Source organism: Gilliamella sp. B3367 (assembly GCF_026536825.1).
GTDB classification, from domain to species: Bacteria; Pseudomonadota; Gammaproteobacteria; order Enterobacterales; family Orbaceae; genus Gilliamella; species Gilliamella apicola_E.
Genome location: NZ_JAFNNJ010000001.1, coordinates 516,758 through 539,541, shown reverse-complemented (window position 1 = coordinate 539,541; position 22,784 = coordinate 516,758). Strand labels below are relative to the sequence as shown.

At 32.5% G+C, this 22,784-nt stretch carries 22 protein-coding genes; 6 read left to right on the top strand and 16 right to left on the bottom strand.

Features of this window, described 5'->3' with window-relative positions; all coding sequences use genetic code 11:
- Positions 1-80: 80 nt before the first annotated feature.
- From dgt to J3U23_RS02350, 7 genes are all read right to left on the bottom strand, one after another.
- A complete protein-coding gene (gene dgt, locus J3U23_RS02380; RefSeq protein ID WP_065734596.1) occupies positions 81-1,559 on the bottom strand; it encodes a dGTPase in 1,479 nt (492 codons plus the stop codon).
- Between the two features lie 24 nt (positions 1,560-1,583).
- Positions 1,584-2,642 (bottom strand): 5-(carboxyamino)imidazole ribonucleotide synthase, encoded by a 1,059-nt coding sequence (purK, locus tag J3U23_RS02375; protein WP_065734624.1) that lies wholly within the window; start codon positions 2,640-2,642, stop codon positions 1,584-1,586.
- Between the two features lie 7 nt (positions 2,643-2,649).
- On the bottom strand, positions 2,650-3,150 hold the full coding sequence (gene purE, locus J3U23_RS02370) for a 5-(carboxyamino)imidazole ribonucleotide mutase (protein WP_267338327.1): 501 nt from the start codon (positions 3,148-3,150) through the stop codon (positions 2,650-2,652).
- Between the two features lie 146 nt (positions 3,151-3,296).
- Positions 3,297-3,647: a RidA family protein gene (locus tag J3U23_RS02365; protein WP_065562565.1), complete on the bottom strand. Its 351-nt coding sequence runs from the start codon at positions 3,645-3,647 to the stop codon at positions 3,297-3,299.
- A gap of 24 nt (positions 3,648-3,671) precedes the next feature.
- A complete protein-coding gene (gene uvrB / locus J3U23_RS02360) occupies positions 3,672-5,675 on the bottom strand; it encodes an excinuclease ABC subunit UvrB (protein ID WP_065562566.1) in 2,004 nt (667 codons plus the stop codon).
- Between the two features lie 396 nt (positions 5,676-6,071).
- The gene (modF, locus tag J3U23_RS02355; protein ID WP_267338326.1) at positions 6,072-7,532 is read right to left on the bottom strand and encodes a molybdate ABC transporter ATP-binding protein ModF; all 1,461 of its coding nucleotides are present in this window, start codon (positions 7,530-7,532) and stop codon (positions 6,072-6,074) included.
- Between the two features lie 15 nt (positions 7,533-7,547).
- The gene (locus J3U23_RS02350) at positions 7,548-8,324 is read right to left on the bottom strand and encodes a TOBE domain-containing protein (RefSeq protein ID WP_065562568.1); all 777 of its coding nucleotides are present in this window, start codon (positions 8,322-8,324) and stop codon (positions 7,548-7,550) included.
- A 208-nt stretch (positions 8,325-8,532) separates the two neighbouring features.
- Between J3U23_RS02350 and modA the strand changes: the two genes are divergently transcribed.
- Genes modA through modC form a run of 3 tightly spaced genes read left to right on the top strand, consistent with a single transcriptional unit; the run spans position 8,533 to position 10,661 of the window.
- Positions 8,533-9,273, top strand: a complete 741-nt coding sequence (gene modA, locus J3U23_RS02345; RefSeq protein ID WP_218058406.1) for a molybdate ABC transporter substrate-binding protein — start codon at positions 8,533-8,535, stop codon at positions 9,271-9,273.
- Positions 9,274-9,285: 12 nt separating this feature from the next.
- The gene (gene modB, locus J3U23_RS02340; protein WP_065562570.1) at positions 9,286-9,975 is read left to right on the top strand and encodes a molybdate ABC transporter permease subunit; all 690 of its coding nucleotides are present in this window, start codon (positions 9,286-9,288) and stop codon (positions 9,973-9,975) included.
- 5 nt (positions 9,976-9,980) lie between these two features.
- A complete protein-coding gene (gene modC, locus J3U23_RS02335; protein ID WP_267338325.1) occupies positions 9,981-10,661 on the top strand; it encodes a molybdenum ABC transporter ATP-binding protein in 681 nt (226 codons plus the stop codon).
- Here modC and J3U23_RS02330 read toward each other — a convergent pair.
- The 4 genes from J3U23_RS02330 to J3U23_RS02315 all read right to left on the bottom strand — a co-directional run bounded on the left by J3U23_RS02330 (position 10,640) and on the right by J3U23_RS02315 (position 13,551).
- Positions 10,640-11,392, bottom strand: coding sequence for a UDP-2,3-diacylglucosamine diphosphatase (locus tag J3U23_RS02330; protein ID WP_065562572.1), 753 nt, complete (start codon positions 11,390-11,392; stop codon positions 10,640-10,642). The genes modC and J3U23_RS02330 overlap by 22 nt on opposite strands.
- The gene (ppiB, locus tag J3U23_RS02325) at positions 11,385-11,876 is read right to left on the bottom strand and encodes a peptidylprolyl isomerase B (protein WP_065562573.1); all 492 of its coding nucleotides are present in this window, start codon (positions 11,874-11,876) and stop codon (positions 11,385-11,387) included. Before ppiB ends, J3U23_RS02330 begins: the two co-directional genes overlap by 8 nt.
- A 67-nt stretch (positions 11,877-11,943) precedes the next feature.
- Positions 11,944-12,795 (bottom strand): bifunctional methylenetetrahydrofolate dehydrogenase/methenyltetrahydrofolate cyclohydrolase FolD, encoded by an 852-nt coding sequence (gene folD / locus J3U23_RS02320; RefSeq protein WP_065562574.1) that lies wholly within the window; start codon positions 12,793-12,795, stop codon positions 11,944-11,946.
- Between the two features lie 63 nt (positions 12,796-12,858).
- On the bottom strand, positions 12,859-13,551 hold the full coding sequence (locus J3U23_RS02315; RefSeq protein ID WP_267331345.1) for a DUF2884 family protein: 693 nt from the start codon (positions 13,549-13,551) through the stop codon (positions 12,859-12,861).
- Positions 13,552-13,829: 278 nt separating this feature from the next.
- On the opposite strand from J3U23_RS02315, the gene J3U23_RS02310 reads away from it, so the two are divergent.
- The gene (locus J3U23_RS02310; RefSeq protein ID WP_065562576.1) at positions 13,830-14,096 is read left to right on the top strand and encodes a GrxA family glutaredoxin; all 267 of its coding nucleotides are present in this window, start codon (positions 13,830-13,832) and stop codon (positions 14,094-14,096) included.
- 46 nt (positions 14,097-14,142) lie between these two features.
- On the opposite strand, the gene tsaB is transcribed toward J3U23_RS02310, so the two are convergent.
- The 4 genes from tsaB to J3U23_RS02290 all read right to left on the bottom strand — a co-directional run bounded on the left by tsaB (position 14,143) and on the right by J3U23_RS02290 (position 19,039).
- On the bottom strand, positions 14,143-14,823 hold the full coding sequence (tsaB, locus tag J3U23_RS02305; RefSeq protein WP_267338324.1) for a tRNA (adenosine(37)-N6)-threonylcarbamoyltransferase complex dimerization subunit type 1 TsaB: 681 nt from the start codon (positions 14,821-14,823) through the stop codon (positions 14,143-14,145).
- Positions 14,820-16,748, bottom strand: coding sequence for an ATP-dependent DNA helicase (locus J3U23_RS02300; RefSeq protein ID WP_267338322.1), 1,929 nt, complete (start codon positions 16,746-16,748; stop codon positions 14,820-14,822). Before J3U23_RS02300 ends, tsaB begins: the two co-directional genes overlap by 4 nt.
- A gap of 282 nt (positions 16,749-17,030) precedes the next feature.
- A complete protein-coding gene (locus tag J3U23_RS02295) occupies positions 17,031-18,005 on the bottom strand; it encodes a glycosyltransferase family 8 protein (protein ID WP_267338321.1) in 975 nt (324 codons plus the stop codon).
- Between the two features lie 11 nt (positions 18,006-18,016).
- Positions 18,017-19,039: a glycosyltransferase family 8 protein gene (locus J3U23_RS02290; RefSeq protein ID WP_267338320.1), complete on the bottom strand. Its 1,023-nt coding sequence runs from the start codon at positions 19,037-19,039 to the stop codon at positions 18,017-18,019.
- A gap of 96 nt (positions 19,040-19,135) precedes the next feature.
- Here J3U23_RS02290 and J3U23_RS02285 point away from each other — a divergent pair, with 96 nt between their 5' ends.
- Together J3U23_RS02285 and J3U23_RS02280 are read left to right on the top strand one after the other, a co-directional pair.
- On the top strand, positions 19,136-20,077 hold the full coding sequence (locus J3U23_RS02285; protein WP_267338319.1) for a glycosyltransferase family 8 protein: 942 nt from the start codon (positions 19,136-19,138) through the stop codon (positions 20,075-20,077).
- A gap of 30 nt (positions 20,078-20,107) precedes the next feature.
- Positions 20,108-21,706, top strand: coding sequence for a phosphoethanolamine transferase (locus tag J3U23_RS02280; protein WP_267338318.1), 1,599 nt, complete (start codon positions 20,108-20,110; stop codon positions 21,704-21,706).
- A gap of 56 nt (positions 21,707-21,762) precedes the next feature.
- Here J3U23_RS02280 and J3U23_RS02275 read toward each other — a convergent pair whose 3' ends face one another.
- A complete protein-coding gene (locus J3U23_RS02275; protein WP_267338317.1) occupies positions 21,763-22,731 on the bottom strand; it encodes a glycosyltransferase family 8 protein in 969 nt (322 codons plus the stop codon).
- Between the last annotated feature and the right edge of the window lie 53 nt (positions 22,732-22,784).

Genomic DNA, 22,784 nt, shown 5'->3' with positions numbered 1-22,784 from the left:
TTTTGACGCTAAAAATAGCCTCATTGTCGCACTAATATGGTGCTTGTGCTTATTTTTGGTGCTGTTTTAAATGTGCCAAATTAGAATGTTACCATTAATTTTCGATATTCATCATAAGCAAAATGGTCAGTCATACCGCTGATATAATCCTGAATTAAGCGACAACGATAGTAAAATTCCCAACAATCAAAGTGTTGATTGTCTATCTGCTCAAGTGCTTGTTGATAAGCTACGCAATGTTTTGCTGATAGTTTGTGATACAACCGAGTTTCGATAGGATATTTTTTGTGATTACCTGTTTTGACTAATTTTATAAAATCATCAGTAGGCATAGCTAAAAGTGGGCTGTAGATCTCTAGCAATCCAGTAATGATTCGGTAACCTTGCAGTTCGATATTTTCAACCGTTTCATGGTTAAAGATGTGTTCAAAGCCAACTGTTTTGAAGATACTAAGTAATTTATATTCCGCACCATGATCTTCAAGTAAAGCATGATTAAAGGAACCATGATAAATTGCTTCGATGTTTTCGATAAATCGTTCAGCTGCATGAGGTACGAGTTGACCAATGGTATTTACGCGCAGATACATAAAAAACTGGTCGATACCTATCGCTTCAAATTCATTCTTTTTCAAATTTTCATAAGGGCGATTCACAACTTCATCAAATAAATCACCTTTTTTAACGGGTCCCCATGCTTCTTTTAAATAATGATAAAGCTGCTGAACAGTTAAAATTTTCTTTTCTACAGCATCTTCAAGATCGGCGATACAGTAGGAAATATCATCTGCTGCTTCCATAATATAAGTGAGCGGATAACGATGGAAGGGTTGGATATCAAGTTGTTCCGAAAGTGTTTTAATAAAAGACTCTTCAGATAGATAATACCCAGGTTTTTTCATTAAGTAATTAAATTCATCAGGTATAGGATCAGACCAATAAGCTGGTTTCGAATATTTAAGAATTGACGCAATTTGCGAGTAAGTTAAATTGAGTCGTAAAATCGTATGAACTAATCGAATCGCTTGTGCATTACCCTCAAAATTAGAGAGATCTTGGCGTATTTTTAATTTTAATGATTGAGTTGATTGATCATCAGTATCCTGAATATTAAGCACTGAGTAGCATGACGTTTTATCTATACCTAAACGCATACCAAACCAATGATTGATTGCCGCTTCACCAAAGTGACCAAATGGTGGATTACCTATATCATGCATTAAGCAAGCCATTTCAACTAGGCTTTCAATTGACATAACTGAATTTTCAAGGCCAAAAGCCTTTAATTGTCCAGATTTATTAAGTCGATAAATAATCTCTTTTACAATATAACGACCAACTTGTTGTACTTCCATTGAATGAGTAAGGCGTGTTCGAACGACAGAATTACGCTCTAACGGAAATACTTGTGTTTTTTGTTGTAAACGCCTAATGGCAGCAGAATTGAGGATGCGACCACGATCACTTTCGAAAAAGCGTAAAACCGAGTAATCATCAAATGCTTCACGCGGTTTACTTGCATATCGTTGATAATTAATTTTTTTACTAAAGTCGATCATATCGCAGTCCCTTGATTTAATCAGCTATAATTTTTGTTTTGCCCACGCTATTGGTTGACTATATTCCGCTGGTAATAAAAAGGATAATTGGTTTAATGCTTCAATTAATTTTGGACTATAGTTATGAGTTAGGTTGATGTGTCCAACTTTTCGCCCTGCTCTTACTTCTTTTTCATACCAGTGTAGATGCGCTAAATCAACTGATAACCATTTGAGATTAAAATCTGTTCCAATCAAATTCACCATGACCGATGGGCAAAAAACATCCGGTTTAGGCATTGGTAGTCCTAAAATTGCCCTTAAGTGTAATTCGAATTGGCTAATAGATGCCCCATTTTGGGTCCAATGTCCGCTATTATGTACTCTTGGCGCTAATTCATTAATTAGTAAGTTATCCCCAATAACAAAACATTCCATCGCCATAACGCCTACATAATTGAGTTTATGCATGATGCTTGAAAGCATCTGTTCAGCTTTATTCTGCAATGTATTATTTTTACTAGGAATGGCAACACTCATTTTTAAAATGCCATCTTGATGGAAATTATTTGTTAATGGATAAAAGACAGTTTCGCCTTTGGCATTTCTGGCACCAACTAGTGATAGCTCTTCTTCAAAAGGAATGGCTTGTTCAACAATAGCATGTTGATAAACATCGTCTGGAATCGAATCGTGAACAGTTATGCGCCATTGGCCCCGACCATCATAGCCACCTGTTCGACGTTTAACGATTAATAAATCACCCAAATTTTTAAATAAATTCGGCCAATCATTTTCATTATTAAGCGGGTACCATTTAGCCGTAGGTAAGTTAAGCTCATCAAGTAACTGCTTTTGACTTAAACGATCTGCTATTATTGGAAATACATCTCGATTAATGAAGTGGGGGTGGCTCGCTAAGAGTTGAGTAAACGTTGTTTCGGGCCAACGCTCAATTTCAGCAGTAATGACTGAACTTTGATAAGGGATGGTTGCAGGATCAACATCCAAGCCAACTGGATAGACATGGATTCCTAAAGGTTCACCAGCTTGTCTAAGCATTCGTCCTAGCTGGCCATTTCCTAAAACACAAACAGATTGCATTGTCATATTAAATATCGACTCTCGGATCAGGATTACTCAAAACTTCATCAGTTTGACTCAATCGCCAATTTGATAAACGTAGATAGATCTCTGGGTTATGCAATGCCAGAATTTGTGCAGCTAATAAAGCTGCATTTGCCGCTCCAGCTTTACCTATAGCTAATGTTCCAACAGGAATACCTTTAGGCATTTGTACGATAGAATAAAGGCTATCAATACCACTAAGCGCTGCACTTTGAACTGGAACACCTAACACTGGTACTAGTGTTTTCGCCGCTAACATACCAGGTAAATGCGCAGCCCCACCAGCTCCAGCTATGATCACATCAAAACCTCGTGATTTGGCATTTTGCGCAAATTCAAACAATTTATCGGGTGTTCGGTGTGCAGAAACAATTTCGACATGATAAGCAATGGTTAAAGTATCTAAGATATCCGCAGCATGTTGCATGGTACTCCAATCACTTTTCGAGCCCATTACAATGGCAATTTTAGGTTGAGTATGCATAAACGTTTATAGGAAGATATAAAATATTACAAAGTATACACTAAAATTAAATGAATGGGCTAGCAAGAAGTAAGGTTGATTATCAATAAGTTAAATTATTAGATTGAGAATATCCGCCAAGATTATGACGGATAATTATCTGTATATTACGGACTCACTGCCGCAACAATTTTTATTTCAATTAAATACTCTTTTTTCATTAACCCTGCATGAACGGTACAACGAACAGGCGCTTTTCCTTTTGCTACCCATTCGTCCCATGCTTTGTTCATGGCAGAGAAATCGTTTTTATTTACTAAAAATAGTGTCGCATCAAGAATGCGAGTTTTATCACTATTTGCTCTAGCCAAGATGTGATCTATTTCAGCTAATGCGCTTTTAGTTTGTATATAAGCATCATCACTCAAATCAGTTGGTACACTAGTATAGTAAATTACATTGTTATGAATTACAGCTTCTGACCACCTTTCCGCAGGATCTATTCGTGTTATTGTCATTATATTTTCCTTAAAGACTATTTATTAAGATACCTTTATAAAATCCGAACGCAATTTTTTAATCTCATCACGTAATACACCTGCTTTTTCAAATTCAAGATTCTGAGCAGCTTCGTACATCATGGCTTCAAGTTCTTTAACTCTTGCCTGAACTTCTTTTATTGAAACATAATTATACTGACCACCTTGTTCAAATGCTTGAATTTTAGCCGTTGATTTTTTAGTGCTTAAACCTGCATCTAAGATATCTTTGATTTCTTTACGCACTGATTTTGGTGTAATTCCATGTTCCTGATTGAAATCTTCCTGTTTTTTACGACGCCTTGCAGTTTCATCAATAGTGAGTTGCATTGCTGGCGTAATTTTATCAGCATATAATATTGCTTTACCATTAACATTTCGAGCTGCGCGTCCCACGGTCTGAATTAATGAGCTTTCTGAACGTAGAAATCCTTCTCGGTCAGCATCTAAAATTGCGACTAATGATACTTCTGGGATATCTAATCCTTCTCGAAGTAAGTTAATACCAACTAATACATCAATCTTACCTAAACGCAAGTCGCGAATAATTTCCATTCGTTCAACAGTGTTGATATCAGAATGCAAATATTTAACATTGACATTATGTTCTGATAAATAGTCTGTCAAATTCTCAGCCATTCGCTTAGTCAATGTGGTCACAAGAACGCGTTCGTCTTGGTTTATGCGTAATTTAATTTCAGACAAAAGATCATCAACTTGAGTAGCCACAGGCCTAACTTCGATGATTGGATCTAATAATCCTGTAGGTCTTACCACTTGTTCGATGATTTCACCTGCTGATTTTTCAATTTCATATTTAGCAGGTGTTGCCGAAACATAAATTGTTTGTGGCATGATATTTTCAAATTCTGTAAATTTTAATGGTCTATTATCTAAAGCCGAAGGTAATCGAAAACCGTATTCAACCAGATTAAGTTTTCGCGATCTATCACCATTATACATTGCACCCAATTGTGGGATTGCTACATGCGATTCATCAATAAACAATAAGCCATCAGCAGGTAAATAATCAAATAATGTTGCTGGCGGATCGCCTGCATTTCGTCCTGCTAAATAACGAGAATAGTTTTCTATCCCAGAACAATAACCAAGCTCTGTCATCATCTCAATATCAAATAGTGTGCGTTGAGTTAATCGTTGCTCTTCTAGTAGACGATTATTGTCCAACAATACTCTTTGGCGTTCTTGAAGCTCTTGCTTAATTTCAACAATCGCGTCATCCATGATGTTTCTTGGTGTGACATAGTGTGTTTTTGGATAAATAGTAATACGTGGTACTTCATTAATTGCATTACCTGTTAATGGATCAAATATGACAATTCTTTCAACTTCATCATCAAAAAGCTCAACACGCACTGCATGTTCATCTGAATCAGCTGGAAATATATCAATCACATCGCCACGAACACGAAAAGTACCGCGACTAAAACCAATTTCATTACGTGTATATTGTAATTCTGCTAAGCGCGTTAATACTGCGCGTTGGTCAGTAATCGTCCCTCTTGCCAAATGTAATATCATTGACATGTAAGTTTCAGGTGCACCTAAACCATAAATAGCCGATACCGAAGCAACAATAACAACATCACGGCGTTCTAATAATGATTTGGTTGCCGATAGTCTCATTTGTTCAATGTGCTCGTTAATCGATGCATCTTTCTCTATAAATGTGTCTGTAGACGGAACATAAGATTCTGGCTGATAATAATCATAATAAGAGACGAAATATTCCACCGCATTATCCGGAAAGAACGCTTTCATTTCACCATATAGTTGAGCAGCCAAAGTCTTATTAGGCGCTAAAATAATTGTTGGGCGATTATGCTTTGCAATAACATTAGCCATGGTAAAAGTTTTACCAGATCCTGTTACTCCTAATAATGTTTGATGCGCAATTCCATCATCAAGATTTTGATTTATACGATCAATTGCTACCGGCTGATCACCTGCTGGTTTAAAATCAGAACATAATTTAAATTTTCTCATTACATCGCAACCTAAAATTTCACCTATTAATAAAAATTATCCCCAAAAACACTTGACCTTTAAAAATGTTATATTTTTTGTTCAGTTAAGTTAAAAGTTTGTTAAGACATTATTAAAACTATACCTTGATTTATCTTAACGTTATGATTAATAATAATTATTAAAATCATGGCTAAGTTGTAATCAAATTAAATAAAAACCTGATAGACATTGAAGTTAGCACACTTTTCAATTAACTATTCACAGACTTATCCACAGGCAACGGGGATAACTTGCTAAGTATAATCAATATAGACTTTTTTGAATTTTTAGCTTAAAAAAACGCCACTAAAAAAAAGTTTTTTTATTGATTATTTCTATTTTTAAGTCTTATTTTAATAGTCTATAACTAATCCATTATTTGATACGCTCAATTTTATATTGATAGCCAACAGTATCATTTGGCACAAAAGTTAATCGATGAGTGATGCATTTTGGTGCATCTTCTGCATGATGTGAAACAAACAATAATTGCGTACGACCTTTATCGATTAAATTATCAATCCAATTTTTTACTAGTTCTCTATTTAGATGATCCAGTCCTTGTAGCGGTTCATCTAAGATAAGTAATGTTGGATGTTTCACTAAAGCTCTCGCTATCAATACTAATCGCTGTTGTCCCCAAGATAATGATTGAAAGGGTTTATCGGCTAAATCAGTCAAATCTAGTAATTGTAACCATTGCTTAACTAACTTTGCTTGTTTATCACTAATCGCTTGGTAGACCCCAATTGAATCAAAGTACCCCGATACCAATACATTTTCCACACTCAAGCTAACTCGATAGTCAAGATGAAAACTACTACTGACATAACCAATATGACGTTTAATATCCCATATTGTTTCGCCAGACCCTCGTTTTCGCCCAAATAGCGTCAAATCATTACTATAACCCTGAGGATGATCGCCAGTTATTAGACTTAATAATGTCGATTTACCTGCGCCATTTGGACCAATGATCTGCCAATTTTCATTCGCTTTTACCAACCAACTAAGTCCATTAATAATTGCCTTTCCATCATATTGAACATGACCATTATTTAATATAATGCGGTCTAATGTATCGGGTAGTTGAATGGGTGTTTCATCCGGTTCGGGTAAAGTAAAGTTTGATAGCTGTTCTAAATTCGCAAGTTGCTTGATGGCTACGTCATTTAATATGGTGTCTTTGGATCCAAATTTCAATAGCTGGCAGTTAGCAAGTATTCCAATATTTTTTACAAATATTGGGATTTCATTAAAACGATTCAACACCATTACAATCGTAATATTTTTTTCAGCGAGTTGTTTAAGTTTTTCAGCTAGGTTTGCTCGAGATGCAACATCTAAACCATCAAACGGTTCATCTAAAATTAGCAGTTCCGGTCGGCTCATTAATGTGCGACATATCAATGTTTTGCGTGTTTCACCGGTTGAGAGATATTTAAAGCGACGATCTAACAGATGTTCAATACCAAATTGTCGGGCTAAATGTTCGCAAAGTTCGGCATCTTGATTAACTTCTTGAATAATTTCTGCTGTAGTTAATCCAGTATCATCTTCGTTGTCACTAAGCATATCGGTATTATTGCGTTTCCATTCATCATCTATTATTTTTTGAAGTTGCTCAAATGAGATATGCGCTATTGATTTAAATTGATTGATAACTTTACCCGACAATAACGGTTGATTACCAGCTAATGCTTTAGCCAATACCGACTTGCCCGAGCCATTTCGACCTACAAAAGCGACAATGTCACCACTATTGATAGTCAATGATTCAATTTTAAAAACGTTGAAATCACTTATTTTATATACTGCATTTTCAATTTGTAACATAAATACCTCAAACTGCTAGACTAATGTGGCAACAATGATGTTCTGGGGATGGATGGATATGGTAGTTTTTTGGCCTTCGGTTAATTTTAGATGATTAATTTCACTGGTTGATTTATTAGCATAAAGCATCAGACCGGAAGGTAATGAAAATGAGATCTCAGATAATTGACCATCGCTTACTATTTTTTCAACTTTAACTCTTAATTGATTTTCATTTAAATCATTCAATTCAATCAAAGGTGCTTTAATCAATAAAAGAACAGTTTTATCAATATTCAATTTTAAACGCGCAATACTTTGTTGAGTTATATAAGCTTTTAATTCAGTTTGGTTATCACTTAATTTTACTTTTACAAACCCAGCTATATTGTTAGTTTCAATGCTCGAAACATTGCCATAGATTTGATTACGGGCGCTAGTCTGTAATGATAATTTAGCGGTTATTTTTAATATATCATCAAGAGGAATATTGTCGTCATTTAGAATATTAAAAGCATTATATTGGAGTTGAGTTAAGAGATCATAAAGCTGAATAAACCTTATCGCATAAGCGCTAAGTTTTGTGCCTCCACCATTTTTACCACCCGTTGCTGTTATTAAAAAAGGTTTTGGTGATAACTGATTGATTTCGTTTATCGCATCCCAAGCAGTTTTATAGCTAATACCGACTTTCTTAGCCGCTTGGGTTAGTGAGCCAGTTAGTTCAATTGCTTTTAATAAGGCAATTCGTCTGGGATCAGTAAATAATTGCTGATTTATGTTTAAAGTTAATAATATTTCTGGTGACAGCATTACTTTATGCCTTAATTGAATAAACAAGCTACTTTCAATAAAAAAGTAAATCTATTGTAGACGTTTTTTTCTTTTCCTTCAAAAAATGTCCTTAGCCATATTCGTAAAGAATAAAAATAGTGTACTGCTTAAAGTTTGATTGTACTTTATTAATAAATTTTGATAGCATCGCTATATAGTTCATTATATAACGAATGTGAGGAATAAAATGCGTAGAATCATTGGTGTATCACTATTTATAGTAACTTTACTCGTCAGTTTAACAACATCTGCCACCCAAAAAATTACGGTATTTGCAGCAGCATCACTTACTAATGCAATGCAAGATATTGCAACTTCTTACAAAGATGCAGAAATTGTTTTCTCATTTGCTTCATCTTCTGTATTAGCCAAACAAATTGAACAAGGGGCACCTGCTGATATATTTATGTCTGCTGACCAAAAGTGGATGAATTATCTTATTGAACACAAAGTTGCAACAGATAAACAGAATTTGTTAAAAAATGGATTAGTATTGATTGCTCCAAAACAATCTAAATTAGAAAAGGTAGAAATTAATGCAAATACTGATTGGCAAGCCATTTTACCAAAAGGAGAAAGGTTAGCTGTTGGTGATCCTGACCATGTACCTGCAGGGCTTTATGCTAAGGAATCTTTAACCAATTTAGGCGTATTTGATAAATTATTGCCTCAAATGGCGCCAGCAAGTAATGTTCGTGATGCATTAATGTTAGTTGAGCGTAATGAAGCTGCATTAGGTATTGTTTACAGTACTGATGCGAAAGTAAGTGATAAAGTGAAAATTATTGGTAGCTTTCCCGCTGAGACATTTACGCCAATTGAATATCCGATCACATTACTTAAACCTGAAGCAAAAGAATTTTATCAATATTTAAGTTCTGAAACTGCCAAAAAGATTTTCCAAAAATATGGTTTTATAACTGAATAGAATTTAAACAAGATGATGTTAACTGAGTATGAATGGCAAACATTGCTGTTAAGCTTGAAAATAGCAGGAGCAGCAATTGTCTTTAGCCTTCCAATAGGTGTGTTGACAGCTTGGATTTTAGCAAGATGTCAATTTATCGGTAAATCACTATTTGATAGCATTGTCCATTTGCCTTTAGTGTTGCCTCCAGTAGTATTAGGCTATCTTCTACTCTTAACAATGGGTCGCCATGGCTTTATTGGCGAATGGTTAGATAAATATTTTCATTTAAGCTTTAGCTTCAATTGGCAAGGTGCAGCTTTAGCTTCTGCTGTGGTTGCGTTTCCGCTTATGGTTCGATCGATTCGATTAGCAATTGAATCGATCGATTCACGTTTAGAAAATGTAGCTCGAACCTTAGGTGCTAAACCATTTCGAGTCTTTATGACTGTCACGTTACCATTAGCTTTCCCAGGAATTTTAATGGGAGTCGTGCTCGGTTTTGCTCGTTGCTTGGGTGAATTTGGCGCGACAATTACCTTTGTATCAAACATTCAAGGAGAAACACGCACCCTTCCATTAGCAATGTACACCTTATTACAAACCCCAGATGGCGAGTCAGGAGCATTACGACTTTGTATTGTTTCGATCATTTTATCTTTAGTTGCCTTATTCGTTTCAGAGATGCTAAATCGTTGGCATAAAAAGAAATTAACAGGATAGCGATAATGTTAAATATCAATGTAAGCAAAAAACTCGCCTCGTTTGTTTTCGAATTTAAACATGAAATTAACTGCCAAGGTGTGACTGCTGTTTTAGGGATTTCTGGTTCGGGAAAATCAACACTTATCAACCTTATTAATGGTTTAATCAAACCTGATAATGGTTATATCCATTTAAAACAAGATAGTTTAGTCGATACAGAAAAACATATTTTTGTCACACCAGAGAAAAGACAAATTGGTACTGTTTTTCAAGATGCACTACTTTTTCCTCATTATAAAGTAATCAAAAATTTAACTTATGGGGCACGATCGTTAAATACAGAAAAATTTGATGATATTGTCAATGTGCTCAATATTGGTTCACTACTTGATCGTTATCCAGCGATGCTGTCAGGTGGTGAAAAACAGCGAGTTGCCATTGGTCGAGCTTTATTAACCAACCCCAAATTATTATTGATGGATGAACCTTTATCCGCTTTAGATATGCCCCGTAAAAAGGAGTTATTAAGCTATATTAATAAACTAGTGAGTGACTTGAACATACCTATTATCTATGTCACCCATAATATTAATGAAGTCAAACGTATTGCTCAGCATGTAGCCGTGTTAGAACAGGGGAAATTAATAGACTTTGGTACGACAGAACAAATATTACAAAGTAACTATTTGAAAGACTGGCTATAAAGCTTTAATGTAGTACTATTCTCTTCTTGTTTTATATATGAAACACCATCATGCCAAGCACCTAATACTATTCTGGTTACTGATTCACCATTAATGGTTAGATGATGGGTTGCAGGTTTATGAGTATGGCCATGAACCATTATATTGGCATTATTCTCAATCATCATATCAATCACTGCTTGTGGATTTACATCCATGATAGTTTCTGATTTTATTTGATTATGCTGACTACTCTCTTTTCGTAATTTAGTCGCAATTTTTAATCGAATAAATAATGGTAAGAATAAAAATAACTTTTGTAGCCACTTTTTATGCATGATTTTTCGGAATTTTTGGTATTGATGATCATCAATACAAAGCAGGTCGCCATGTAAGAAAACAATATTTTTATCCTGATTGACTAAACAATTAATATCGCCTAGTAAGGTCATATCACATCGTTTAGCATAGTCTTTACCAATCAGAAAATCACGATTACCGTGGACAAAAAACTTTTTAATTTGCTTTGAGGATAACTCATTTAAAGCATCCGAAATCTGCTTGTGTAGTGTTGAATCAACATCATCCCCCACCCAATAGTCAAACAAATCCCCTAGAATATAGAGTTCACAGCCATTAGGTAATTGTTTAAGAAATGACAAAAAGCCTGCTGTAATATCAAAATGATGTGCAGCAGGCTCGTTTTCACCGAGGTGAATATCTGCGATAAAAAAGCGAACAGGATTATTCAACCGTTACACTCTTAATCACGACATCTTCAACTGGCACATCAGAATGCATTCCATTACGGCCAGTTTTAACGGCTTTGATCTTATCGACAACATCCATGCCATCCACAACTTCAGCAAATACGCAGTAACCAAAACCATTAATATCAGAAGAACGATAATTTAAATAATCATTATCAACGACATTAATAAAGAATTGAGCCGTCGCGGAATGAGGATCACTTGTACGTGCCATAGCTAAAGTACCACGACTATTTTTTAGACCATTAGCAGCCTCATTTTTGATTGGAGCCTTAGTTTTTTTCTGTTTCATACCTGGCTCAAATCCACCACCTTGAATCATAAAATTATTAATCACTCGATGGAATATAGTGTTGTCATAGAAACCTTCTTTACAATATTCAACAAAATTTTTGACTGTTTCAGGAGCTTTATCATCAAAAGTATTGATCTTAATATCACCTAAAGAAGTATGAAATATAATCATAAGATGTCCTTATTTTCATTTTTTAATTCATAAAAATCATAATACAAATCTGTCTATTATCTTAGACTTACTCGCTAAATCTTTCACATGCCTCTAATGTATTACTCATTAGCATTGCAACCGTCATTGGCCCTACTCCACCAGGTACAGGTGTGATCCAACCGGCATGTTGGCTAGCAATATCGAATTCTACATCTCCAACAAGTTTGCCATCAGGTAAACGGTTAATTCCAACATCAATTACGATAGCACCAGGTTTGATCCATTCTCCCTTAACATAGTTAGGGATTCCAACACCCGCAACAACAATATCAGCATTACGAACATGCTTTTCTAAATCAATAGTTCTGCTATGAGTAATCGTTGTGGTACAGCCTAATAACAATAATTCTAACGCCATAGGACGTCCAACAATGCTTGATGCGCCTACAACTGTTGCGTTTAAGCCAGATAAATTAATGCCGGTTGATTCTAACATTTTAACAACACCATACGGCGTGCATGGGCGTAATATCGGATCGCGTTGTAATAAATGACCAATATTATAAGGATGAAAACCATCAACATCTTTACGAGGATCGATACGCTCTAACACTTTTGTCTTATCAATGTTATCTGGTAATGGAAGCTGAACTAAGATGCCATGAACATCGGCTCGTTGATTTAATTCATCGATCAACGCTAATAATGCCTCAGTGGTTGAAGATGGATAATCATAAGCAAAAGAAGCAAAGCCGACATCGTCACAAGCTTTTTGCTTATTTTTAACATAAATTTTAGAAGCGGGATCAGAACCAACTTGTATAACAGCTAGTCCTGGAACAGATAAACCTTGTTCAGTCCGTGATTTTACCTTTTTGGCTATTTCGTTACGTATTTGCTGCGCTAACGCTTTACCATCAATTATTTTTGCAGTCATAAGCGATTACTTCTTTTACCCAATGAATGGGGTATTCTCGCAAAAGTTTTTATTATTGTCTATTCACTTATCGGTTGATTGACTAAGTTCTGTTAAAATCTGTTGATATTGTTTGTCTATATCAGTAATTACCGAACAAATATGTGAATCGAATGCTTTAAGTTTAGGTTTTTGAGCTTTCCATTCATTTTTTGAGATATCTTTGATGGCACCGAAGTTTTTAAAGAAGTTAAATTCTAAAATACTTCCCCCCACAACATTATAAAAAATACGTTCGCCGATATCTTGTCCATCTTTTTTTAATTTATTAAAGTTTTGGTAATAAAATTTTGTTGTTCCATTTTCAGTAATAATTGAACGATGTAACAACTTAACTAATCGTTTATATAATTTATTTAATTCGCCATGTAGTTCTCGGTCATCACTTAATTTTCTTGTTATTGCTAGATCGAAAGCAACTTTTACTTCCAATAATAAATCTAATGATTGTTGTTCTAGTTGTGGTAATTGTGATCTTAGACTTTTTTGAAATTCATTGAGATTTTTACGTAATTGAGGGCTAGCTGATATTGTTTTCTTATTAAGTATTACTTTGCCATCATTCTTGATCGATAAATCATTCGACTTATTTACGATTTGGATGTTGTCTTTATTTATCACTATATCGTAATTGGGTTTTACAGCACACTCTTTTTGTGCCGCAAACACTGTTATTGATAAGGTTAATGAAAAAATAACTATTAATTTTTTTAGCATTTTGACATCCATTTAATGGTTGAAATTTAAATTATAGCGAGTAATATCAAATTAGCATCAATTTAAAGAATTAAAAAACCCCGTTCCTCAACTTTTTTAATAAAAAAAGCTATAAAATAATCAATTAATCATTTAAATGATTAAAACGTATACCTTACACGCTATGCGGATGTAATATCAATAGATATAATCTATTATATCAACTAGATTTATCTACTTTTTTTTATTCAAAACTAAAGTATAGTAATTTTATTCAATTTAACTCATAGAGGTGAAATATGTACGCTGTTATTTTTGGACGTCAAGGATGTCCATATTGTGTGCGAGCTAAAGAGCTTGCCGAGAAGTTATCTCAAGAACGTGATGATTTTTCATATCGATATGTAGATATAAATGCAGAAGGTATTACCAAGGAAGATCTTTCTAAAAGTGTTGGTAAACCGGTTGAAACCGTACCACAAATTTTTATTGATGAAAAACCAATTGGCGGCTGTACTGATTTTGAAGCATATGCCAAAGCTAATTTGGGATTATTTCAAGACTAAATACTTTTGCACATCAAATACAGATAAACCATTTCGGTGGTTTATCTTAACGCCCCGGCAATTTTTGCCATGTAACTTCATTACGCAAATAAGTTGGCTCGACATCTTCAACTTTAACCACTTCATTTCTTAACCATTTTTGATGAGCGATAACCACCAAATCTTGTGCTTCTGGTAAGAATACTTCACTAGGCTTAGTTCCTGTTAACATTTCAGGATAAGTTTGCCAACCTGTACCTGCTGAGTAATAATCATTATGACTTTTTTGAATTTTATTTATTACATTTTCAGGTTTGACGACACATTCTGGAATGATCGTTTGCCAATTTTGGTTTTGATACTCATATTGTCCTAAATAGACTTCGCCCATTCTAGCATCTATCGCAGGTATGACTTTCTTTGCCTCTGTTTTCCTATAAGCGCCTTGCGCTAGGGTCATCAAAGTTGAGACACCTATCATCGGTTTATCAATTCCTAATGCTAATCCTTGAGCTACACCAATACTTATTCTTACTCCAGTAAAGCTACCAGGACCTTGAGCAAAAGCAATAGCATCAAGTTGTGAAAGCGTGCAACCTGATTGACTTAAAATTTTATCAACCATTGGTAAGATCTTTTTAGTATGATCACGTGCCGAAATCATAAAATCATGAGTGATTTCATTTTGAAAAAATAGAGCTACAGAACAAGCTTCTGTCGAAGTATCAATGGCTAAAATAGTACTCATTTGGTTTCCAGATTATCTGATTGGTTGTTAGATAATAAAAAATTGATTACCTTGTTAACATCTCGGGTTCTTGGCGATGGTGGTAAACTATTTATAAACGTTGCCCCATAAGGTCGCATAACTAATCTATTATCGCAAATAATAATTGCTCCACGATCATTATGATGACGGATTAATCGCCCAACACCTTGTTTTAAGGTAATAACGGCTTCAGGTAATTGCACTTCATTAAAGGCATCGCCACCTTGCATTTGGCAATCTTCCATTCTCGCTTTCATTAAGGGATCATCTGGTGAGGTAAACGGTAATTTATCTATAATAACACAAGATAAAGTATCTCCCCTAACATCAATCCCTTCCCAAAAACTGCTCGTTGCGATTAATAGTGCATTACCACTTTCAATAAACTGTTCAAGAAGTTTTGATTTGCTTGTTTCACCTTGAACTAAAACCGGTAACTCGGTATGTAAGCGAAAATGTTCAGCTAATGCATTCATCATTGCATAAGATGTACAAAGGAAAAAACAACGCCCTTTGTTTGCCTCAATAACCGGTAATAAAATATTGACAAGTTTTTCAGCATTGCCCCTTTCATTTGGTGATGGTATATAACGTGGTACACACAAAATAGTCTGATTGGTATAATCAAATGGGCTTTCTAAAATTAATGATTCTGCATTAGTTAAACCTAAACGTTTGGTAAAGTAATCTAATTGATTATCAACTGATAATGTTGCTGATGTGAAAATCCAGGCACCTTTACGCTGGATTAATAATTCCTCAAATTTTTCCGTTACCGACAATGGAGTTAATGCAAAGAGAAAAGAGCTATATGAACTTTCATACCAATAACTAAAACCTGGTACATGAGTTTCGGACAATTTTTTTAATAATTGCTGGTATTGGTTAACTCGATCATAACAATTATCTAAAGTTGTGGATCGCCCTATCGCTAATAACAGAACTTCTTTGCAAAAATCAAGCGCATCAAATAAATAAGATAATTCTTGTTTAATATTGGTTTGATTAAATAGATAACGAAGATTTCCTTTATTATTTTGCTGGCTTATCAACAATCTTAAATCTTGTGTACATTTTTGTAGTTTATCAGCACACTGCTGGAGTTGTGACATGTCTTTGACTTCTGTTCGATAAGCCAAATTTATCTCTTTAGCTAAGTCGAAAAGTTGTCGACTTGTTAACTGCTCACCAAAATAGTGACACGCAAGATCAGGAAGTTGATGCGCTTCATCAAATATCATCACATCAGCTTTAGGAATTAGTTCACCAAATCCGGTATCTTTCACAACAACATCAGCTAAAAATAGATGATGATTAACAACAACAATATCAGCGTTCATGGCTCTTTTACGAGCTTTAACCACATAACAATCGTTGTAATGTTCACAATCACTACCCAAACAATTATCATTTGTGCTAGTTAAAATTGGCCAAATTGGATTATCTTCGTTAACAGTTGTACATTTACTAATGTCACCATCTTTTGTTTTGATTGACCAATTTTTAACCCGAACCAGATCAGTTCGTAAATTCTTATCTAAATCTCCGGCAGCAGCATATTGATGATACATGCGCTCTAAACAGAGATAATTGGCTCGACCTTTAAGAAGTGAAATTTTACCAGTATAATTTAAAGCTTTTTTGATAATGGGTAAGTCTTTACTATATAACTGTTCTTGTAAATTCTTGGAGCCTGTCGAGATTATTGCTTTTTTCTCACTGCGTAATGCAGGAACTAAATAAGCAAAGGTTTTACCCGTTCCAGTACCCGCTTCGACCACCAATGACTTTTGTGCTTTTATTGCTTCAGTGACCTTATTTGCCATATGTCTTTGTGGTTCTCTAGCAACAAAACCATCTATAGCTGTCGCAAGCAAACCATTTTCTGCAAAATCATTAATCACTTAAAATGCACCTAATTAGAAGATAAGCCCAATTTGTCTATGTATATTGGAAAATTTATTTAAGAAATAAGCTAACGTTTGAAAAAAATAAAATATTCATAAAGTTGAGATGAAATTATAAATAAACAGTTATCTAAATTACAAGCTATACTATAGCAATAACCCAGACAAAAATATATACATGAATATTCACTATAAAGAAAAAGCTTAGTTAGAAATAGATTAAGTTTCAAATCTATTGACTAAATAAGCTTATATCTATTAACCGTATATTTTTTAATATTACTTTTTAAACTTAGTTTTTAGATAAATTAGATAATGCTTTATTCCTAATAGATATTTTTTTTGCTTAAACATTAACTTTGAATAAGCACGAATTGAAGAAGTTTTTTTAGGATTATACAAAGGTAAACTGTCATTCTGCCATGGTGATTTTTCTAAATAAGCATCAAATAATTTAGAGCGATAAGGCTCATGCCAAGGTTTATTTTTCGTTATATAATGAATAAAAATAGTTTCGCTAGGGACATTTGCATCTTCATTACCATTAACCGATAATGCTAATAAATTATTAAATTTTCTTGGCAATATTAATCGTTTTTCTCCGACACAAATATTCAAAACATCTTGGTCTGGATATTGGTACTTTTCACCACTATTCAATAGTTCTAATGTCTTATCAGTAATTTCGTCTTCGCACCAAAGAGGAATATTAATCAGCATAACACCAGAATTAAAATAAGAGCCTTCAACTATATGATATTTAGTACATTGTGATTGTTGCATATATGGTTCGTCAGCAACCGCGGCGACTAAAATACCACTTAAATCAATACGATCAATTTCTGATAAACTATTAATACATAAAGTATCACTATCAACATAAAGTAATTTATCAGTAGTATTTTTTAATAATATTGGTGCTATTAAACGAACACAGGCTGAAAGTGGAAATTGTTCGGTATTTTTTTGATCGACTTTAAACTGATCATTAATAATATATTCAGTTATTGATATAGTATCGAACTTTATTTCACTAAATTTAAGTCTATTTTCATCAGATAGATTATGAGTAAATAAATGAAAATGAATCGGTCTTAAAGGATTATTTTCAAAAATAGATAAAATATTTACACCTGCTGATAATGCATAATTATCATCAAAGCATAATAAAATATGCAAAACAGACTGGTTATTGTCAAAATTATGTGACAGTAATTCATTTCTTTTGTTAATAAATCTATCAACTTGAATCACGACGAACATCCTTATCGTTTTTTAGTAACTTTGTGCTTAAGATAAAGTAAATAATATTTGAACGCCGAAAAATACTTTTTCTGACTAGCTAACAATTTTGCATACCGTCTTGTAGTTGAAGGCGCATTTTCATTAGCCAATGATAATTTTTGATTAGCCCATGGTGAAGAAGCAATATAAGTTTGATAAAGTGGAGTTAAATATAACTGATACCATGGTTTATTGCCGGTAACATAATGAATAATAACAGTATCTTTACTTAACAAATTATCTTCATTACCACCAACGGTAAGTGATGTAAGTTGATTATAAATTTTAGGAAGAAAAACAGTTTTACCTTGCATTAATATATTTAAAACATCTTGATCAGCAAACTTATATACTTTACCGCTATTTATCATAGCAAACGCTTTATCAGTAAGATTATTATCTACCCACATGTCAGTATTAATATAGATCATTCCGGCATTAAAATATTCACCGTAAGGGATAACACAAGCTGGGCATTGTTTTTTTTGCATTTTTTCAATATCACAAACAACAGCTGAATATTTGTCATCTAAGTTAACATTGATTAGCTCGTCAAGATTATTAGTACACAATACATCACAATCTAAATACAATATTCTGGATGTCACTTTATTTAGAATTTGGGGTACAATGAACCTTAAACACGTTGAAGCTGAAACATGTAAAACTAAAGTATCGGGATTTATTGAGAAACCATCACTTATTTCATAACAGATGATTGAAGTATTTTTTTGATTTAATTGATGAAATTTTTGGATTTTTTCATTAGACACATTATTTGCAAATAAATGAAAAACCAAATTTTTATCTGAATTATTAATTATAACTGAAGACATTGCGATACCAGCAGGCATTGCATAATTATCATCAAAACAAAAAGCAATATGTACAGTATCTTCGACTTCTAACTTATTATCAAATAACGTAGTACTCTTGCGAATGAAATTATTTTGTTCCAACATATCGTATTTTATGAACATTTTAACATGTTTATATTCTAACATAATTAGAGATCAACAACGAAATAATAATCACTTTTATATTGACAATAATATATTCTAATGACTAAATATTGCATAAATTTAAAAATTAAATAACGTATGGATAACAATATTATTAACATTGCTTACTGCACTGACTCAAATTATCTTGAATATGTTGCAGTTTCAATTAAATCAATTATATTAAATAATTTAACTGAAAAGCTTCAATTTCACGTCTTTTTATACAATGTGAATGAAAACGATATAAAAAAACTTCAACAAACATCTAATTCAATCCTTATATATCAAATAGAACAAAAAGATTTTGAAAAATATAATCATAATTTTTCAACTACTCATATCACCAATTCAACATTCATTCGTTTAATGGTACCTAGATTATTGTCAGGTAAAGTTAAAGAGTTACTTTATCTAGACGCAGATGTATTGTGCTTTAATAATATTGCATCCATTCGAGATATAAATATAGATAACTATATTTGCGCAGCAGCAGTCGACTCTAAGCACAACAATCAAAATCCCAACTCTTCTAGATTAAATTTAAATTCAAATAATTATTTTAATGCTGGAGTGTTATATATCAATATTGAAAATTGGATGAATTTCGACGTTGAAAATAAAAGCAATGATATTTTATCAAATAATATTGAATTAAAATATGCTGATCAAGATGCCCTAAATATTGTATTACAACATCACACGAAAATAATTGACTCTAAATGGAATTATTTATTTACTTGGATGACAGATAAACAAAAAGAAGAATTTTTCGACAATAAAGATACATTACCTTACTTTATTCATTTTACTGGCCCAAGAAAAATGTGGTACTTAGAGCATAAAGGTCTGGCCCAAAATTTATATCAATTTTATAAACATTTTACTCCTTGGGCAAAGGCCCCATTAAAATCCTTTAAAGATAAAATGAGACCTGTTGATTATAGAGTTTATGCCAAACAATTTTTTAGACAAGGAGCGTTAATTAAAGGAATAAAATATTACTTTATCTATTTATTAAAAAAGTTAGATTGCCATTAGATTAGGGAAAATACTAAAGGTTTATATTTCGTGTTTAAAATAAAAAGTTCAAATCCAAAGATTTTATCAAGACAAATCGTTTTTATCTTTATTTACTTTGCAATTATTTTTGCTGCTTACTACATAATAAATATTGATAAATTAAAAAATTTCAGTTATACCTTTTTGATTTATCTGTTTTTTTTATTTATTCCGCCAAAAATGCAACCTATAAGATTAACAATATTTGGTTTGTTTAATTTTATTTTAGGTATTGAGCTATTTTTTAATTTACGATATGGTTACATCACCGAATCGCTTTTGAAAACAGCTTTAGAAAATGATACTAATCAAAGCTATTTGATGATTAAACATGAGTTTTTTGCAATCTTATTACCTGCTTTTATTTTCTCATTAATTTATACCTACTACATCTATAACAAAATAAAAATATCTTGTAATAATAAGATATTATATTGGTCAATAATTTTTGCTTGCAGCTTTTTCTTATTAAAAAACACTTTATATTATTATTTATCTGACAGACGGCATATTGTTGAATTTAAAGTAGATCCATTTTTTTCAATAAATAAATCTGTACGTGTAAAATACCCAGTCGTGATAGGTAATTCGAGCATATTATTAATTGATTCCTTAGGTTTTAGCGAAAAATATACAAATGCTATGGAGCATGAAAACTTTAACCATTCAATCATAAATTCACATAATGAAAACACATTTAATAAATACAAAAATATTATTTTCATACTAGGTGAATCAGCGTATAGAGGACGACATAATATTTACGGATATAATAAAAATACAACACCCGAAATGCATTATATTTTCACACAACCTAATAGTTGTATAGTAAAAGACGTTCATTCTCCTTCATCTATCACCCGAGATTCAATCCCTATGTTATTTTCATTCGCAAAACCAAATGATGAACAACCATTACTAAGAGAAAAAAATATAATAGAATTGGCAAATTTTCAGAACTATAACACATCATGGATTTCAAAAAATGGAGAGTCAGGTCCTCATAGTAGCAAATATTCAATTATTGCCAAGTTAAGTAATATATTTATTGAAGAACTACAAGATGATCTAGATCTGCCAAAACAATTAATTGAAACAAATTTTCAAAATAATGAAAAAAATTTTATTGTTGTTCACTTAGCAGGAAGTCATAAACCTTATAAACTTGGATATGATGAAATTGATACTTTAGCTTTACCTGATGCCGATGATTATGATAGAACAATATATCACTCAGATCGAGTCATAAAAGAAGTTTATACAATTTTAAAAGAAAAATTAGATGACTTCATTTTAATTTATACACCGGATCATGGTGAAATAGTAAACTTGGGGCATGGACTATTAAGAAAATCCAAAGAATTCAGCAATCAATTTGAAATTCCACTAATGATATATTCATCTTATGACAATTATCCTTGTCAGGAAATTGAAAATTACAGAAACGATAACCAAATGATAAATACATCTAATCTTGTTTATTTATTAAGTAATTTGCTGGGTTACTCTGTAAATATTGATCAATCCTTTATTAGCGAAGATTTAATATTATCAGTAGATGGAAAATCTTATGAGTATCTAGACATAATAAAACAATACCAGCAATAGTATTGTTTTATTGAAAAACTTAAAAATCAGCTTTCAAATATATATAATTCAACTAATTATAATATTTTTCTAGTAAAATAATAGTAATAAAATTTAAAGGCAGTCATTATTTTACCCTTTTTAAAATTATATTTAGCATAATGACGTAACCATGATTTTTTTAATGCCAAAGGGCGTTTAGTATCTCGCCAAGGGGATAAACTAAAATAATTTTTGAATAATTTAGAATCAAAAGTCTGATACCATGGTTTATAGCCCGTTACATAATGTAATAATACTGTATAGGGTGCTATTAATTGCTCCTCTTTACAAGAAACACTTATATGGATTTTTGTATTATATTTTATAGGTAAGAGAGTTGTTTTGTTTTCCAATAAAATATTTAGAACATCTTGATCGGCAAATTTATATATATTCCCATCATTTATTTTTTGCATACATTTAGCTGATATATCATTTTTTACCCATTCTTTAGTGTTAATGAGTAAAACGCCTGCATTGAAATACTTCTCTGAGTCAATATTATATAAATCTTTAATAGCATTTCTCATTACACTATCATCCGGAATCACGCCGGCGATAAAATCTGCAAGTTCAGTATTGTATAAATTATTTATCGGCTTCAAACATAAAATATCGCTATCAATATATAAAAATTTATCTGTTTCTTTTTCTAATATATCAGGAATAATAAATCTAACGCATGACATAAAAGACAAATATCCTAAAACTAATGTATCTGAATTAACCTGAAAATTATTATTAAGGTAATATATTTTAATAGTACATTTGTCACTTATTAATTCACTAAATCTTTCACGTTGTAACGAAGAAATATTATCCACAAAAAGATGAAAACAAAAATTTAGGTTATCATTATTTCGAATAATTGAAGTTATTGTAATTCCTGCAGGCATTGCATAATTATCATCAAAAGCTAATGCTATATGCAACAAATTTCTATCGTTGGTACTTTTTTGAGAAAATTCTTCGACTTTATTTATATATTTCTTGGAACTAAACATTCATGCTTTCACTTTATAAAAGTGTTTATTCTAATTAAATACTTTAATTGTGT

Bases quoted from the DNA above. Each gene is read 5' to 3' on its own strand.
- dgt (WP_065734596.1), bottom strand. From the start codon at position 1,559: ATGATCGACTTTAGTAAAAAAATTAATTATCAACGATATGCAAGTAAA.
- purK (WP_065734624.1), bottom strand. From the start codon at position 2,642: ATGCAATCTGTTTGTGTTTTAGGAAATGGCCAGCTAGGACGAATGCTT.
- purE (WP_267338327.1), bottom strand. From the start codon at position 3,150: ATGCATACTCAACCTAAAATTGCCATTGTAATGGGCTCGAAAAGTGAT.
- J3U23_RS02365 (WP_065562565.1), bottom strand. From the start codon at position 3,647: ATGACAATAACACGAATAGATCCTGCGGAAAGGTGGTCAGAAGCTGTA.
- uvrB (WP_065562566.1), bottom strand. From the start codon at position 5,675: ATGAGAAAATTTAAATTATGTTCTGATTTTAAACCAGCAGGTGATCAG.
- modF (WP_267338326.1), bottom strand. From the start codon at position 7,532: ATGTTACAAATTGAAAATGCAGTATATAAAATAAGTGATTTCAACGTT.
- J3U23_RS02350 (WP_065562568.1), bottom strand. From the start codon at position 8,324: ATGCTGTCACCAGAAATATTATTAACTTTAAACATAAATCAGCAATTA.
- modA (WP_218058406.1), top strand. From the start codon at position 8,533: ATGCGTAGAATCATTGGTGTATCACTATTTATAGTAACTTTACTCGTC.
- modB (WP_065562570.1), top strand. From the start codon at position 9,286: ATGATGTTAACTGAGTATGAATGGCAAACATTGCTGTTAAGCTTGAAA.
- modC (WP_267338325.1), top strand. From the start codon at position 9,981: ATGTTAAATATCAATGTAAGCAAAAAACTCGCCTCGTTTGTTTTCGAA.
- ppiB (WP_065562573.1), bottom strand. From the start codon at position 11,876: ATGATTATATTTCATACTTCTTTAGGTGATATTAAGATCAATACTTTT.
- folD (WP_065562574.1), bottom strand. From the start codon at position 12,795: ATGACTGCAAAAATAATTGATGGTAAAGCGTTAGCGCAGCAAATACGT.
- J3U23_RS02315 (WP_267331345.1), bottom strand. From the start codon at position 13,551: ATGCTAAAAAAATTAATAGTTATTTTTTCATTAACCTTATCAATAACA.
- J3U23_RS02310 (WP_065562576.1), top strand. From the start codon at position 13,830: ATGTACGCTGTTATTTTTGGACGTCAAGGATGTCCATATTGTGTGCGA.
- tsaB (WP_267338324.1), bottom strand. From the start codon at position 14,823: ATGAGTACTATTTTAGCCATTGATACTTCGACAGAAGCTTGTTCTGTA.
- J3U23_RS02290 (WP_267338320.1), bottom strand. From the start codon at position 19,039: ATGTTAGAATATAAACATGTTAAAATGTTCATAAAATACGATATGTTG.
- J3U23_RS02285 (WP_267338319.1), top strand. From the start codon at position 19,136: ATGGATAACAATATTATTAACATTGCTTACTGCACTGACTCAAATTAT.
- J3U23_RS02275 (WP_267338317.1), bottom strand. From the start codon at position 22,731: ATGTTTAGTTCCAAGAAATATATAAATAAAGTCGAAGAATTTTCTCAA.